The organism is Alicyclobacillus shizuokensis NBRC 103103, from assembly GCF_001552255.1.
In the GTDB taxonomy this organism is placed as follows: Bacteria; Bacillota; Bacilli; order Alicyclobacillales; family Alicyclobacillaceae; genus Alicyclobacillus_G; species Alicyclobacillus_G shizuokensis.
This window is the reverse complement of record NZ_BCQV01000103.1, coordinates 1-2291: the sequence shown is the minus strand read 5'-3', so window position 1 is coordinate 2291 and position 2291 is coordinate 1. Positions and strand designations below refer to the sequence as shown.

The 2291-nt window shown below is 60.9% G+C and carries 2 protein-coding genes; both read left to right on the top strand.

Annotation, left to right across the window (positions count from 1 at the left end):
* Positions 1-514: 514 nt before the first annotated feature.
* Positions 515-1366 (top strand): ABC transporter ATP-binding protein, encoded by an 852-nt coding sequence (locus tag ASH01S_RS17460; protein WP_217996361.1) that lies wholly within the window; start codon positions 515-517, stop codon positions 1364-1366.
* The gene (locus tag ASH01S_RS17455) at positions 1350-2174 is read left to right on the top strand and encodes an ABC transporter permease (protein ID WP_067929708.1); all 825 of its coding nucleotides are present in this window, start codon (positions 1350-1352) and stop codon (positions 2172-2174) included. The genes ASH01S_RS17460 and ASH01S_RS17455 overlap by 17 nt, the downstream gene beginning before the upstream one ends.
* Positions 2175-2291 lie beyond the last annotated feature (117 nt).

Here is a 2291-nt window from a genome sequence, read left to right as displayed (position 1 = left end):
GAAGCATCATTTCGCTCTCAAGGATGCAATTCCTTCCCGCAAAAATCGCGCCCTCACAACGATAGGCGCGAAATGTGGGATACAGTTAACCGGTCACTTTTTAGCTCTTGACTCTCCCTCCGTTCGCTGGTAGCATGAGGATGCTGGCGCTTCTATTCGTCATGAGTTTCACGTACCAGCACCAGAACGATGGAAGGCTGCTGGAAAGGAGGACGTGTGATGTCGCAGATTCGGCACAATGCACCTCTCGGGGTACACCATGCCGTTGGGGTTCAGCTCGTCGGCGGGTTTACTCAGGGGATTCGTGCGTCTGTCAGCCTCATCACGCGGACAACTCCAATATCCGGCCTGCGACTGCCTTTCCATCACCGGCGAGACGTCAGCTAGCGTCTCCTGCGCCGCGGGCCAAGCGCCCGTGGCGGGTATGCATATAATCTTTGCGCAGAGAGCCACGGGACTGCCCGTGGCTTTTTCACTTGTTCTCTTTCAGTTCTCGAGAAACGGAGGGATTTGGGTGTTGCATCAAGCCGGCCCGGTCATCCACTGCGACCATGTGGTCAAACGCTTCTACGAGGACGCCCAGCCGGGCGACGCGGGCGTGGTGCGGCGGGGGCTGTGGCGCCGCCGCAAACGGGAGGTGACGGCCGTTGCGGGTATCTCCCTGGACACCCATCCAGGTGAGGTGCTCGGCATCTTGGGCGCGAACGGATCGGGCAAGTCGACATTGATACGGCTGATTTCCACGCTGCTTCTGCCGGACGACGGCACGATTGAGGTGTTCGGCCTGGACGTGACCAAGCACGCACGGGAAATTCGCCGGCGCATCAACCGAGTGTCTGTGGAGGCGTCGTTTTTCAAGAAACTGTCGGCGCTGGAGAACCTGATGTTCACCGGACGTCTGTATGGGCTGAGCGCCCAGGAGACGAGGCAGCGGGTTCACTACATCCTCGGGCGCCTTGGCTTTTCGGCGGCAAAGGTGAATGCGACGCTGGAGAGCATGTCGCGCGGACAGCAGCAGAAGGTGGCCATCGCGCGCGCCTTCATGACTACGCCCGAGCTCCTACTGCTGGATGAACCGACGACAGGGCTCGATCCGAAGTCACGCCGCGACGTGCAGGACTTCTTGGAGGAGATCAAGGCCACGCGCGAAACCACCATCATCCTCACCACGCACGACATGGCGGAGGCGGAGCGGCTGTGTGACCGTGTTGCCATTCTGGACGCCGGCCGGTTGGTGGCGCTGGACACACCGCAGGCGCTCAAGCAGCAGGCGGGATCGGACGTGGAGTCGTTTGAAGACGTGTTTTTCGCATTTGTCGGTCGCGACGATTGGGAGGAGGCGATGGCGGATGAGGACCTCGCTTGAGGGGGCAATCGCGCGTGAGACGGGCACCCTCTATGCCTTTGTCGAGCGAAACTTCCGCCTGGTGAAGCGGTACTTGTCCTGGGAAATTGTCTTTTTGTTCTACAATGTCATCAACGCCCTGACCATCGGGCTCATCGGTTATCAGGTGCCGGCCGGGCAGCGGAACACGACGATTCTGTACCTGGTCATCGGGGCTCTGCTGTGGGGGTACCTGTCCATCTTGTTTGACGAGGTGGCCAACTCCATCAGCTACGAGCGCTGGGAGGGAACCATCGAATACACGTTCATGGCGCCGATTCGCCGCCTGACGCATCTCCTAGGTACTTGTCTCTACGGGGTCACCTACGGCATCGCCCGCACGCTGGTGGTGCTGGTCGCAGTGGCGTTGTTTTTCCACCTACCCCTCAGCCACGCCAACCTTTGGGCGGCTGTGGTGGTGCTGTTGGTATCGAGTCTGAGCTTCATGGGGCTGGGGCTGATTGCCGCCGTGTTGCCGCTATTGTCGACGGAACGCGGAGCGCAGGCGACGCACATCATCCAGGGCGTCATCCTGCTCATCTCGGGCGTCTATTATCCGGTTACGGTGTTGCCGCACTGGGTGCAGTGGCTGTCCTGGCTCTCTCCGGCCACCTACTCGCTGGAGATGGCGCGATTGGCCCTGCTCGACGACGCTGGCTTGGGGGACTTGTGGCTTTCTCTGTTGAAGCTGGCAGTCATCGGTGTGCTGCTCATCCCGCTGGGACTGTGCATCTTCGTGGTGGCGGAGCGCTGGGCCATGCGCACAGGACGGTTGAAACGAAACGGCTGACGGGGCGGGTGCATGGCTGCCGGCACGTTGCCGGCAGCGAGCTCCCGCGCTGGCGGAAAGTCTGGCATTCTTTTGGATACCGATGGCATAGGGCGAGCGGAGGGGGATGTGGTGCTA

Bases quoted from the DNA above. Each gene is read 5' to 3' on its own strand.
- ASH01S_RS17455 (WP_067929708.1), top strand. From the start codon at position 1,350: ATGAGGACCTCGCTTGAGGGGGCAATCGCGCGTGAGACGGGCACCCTC.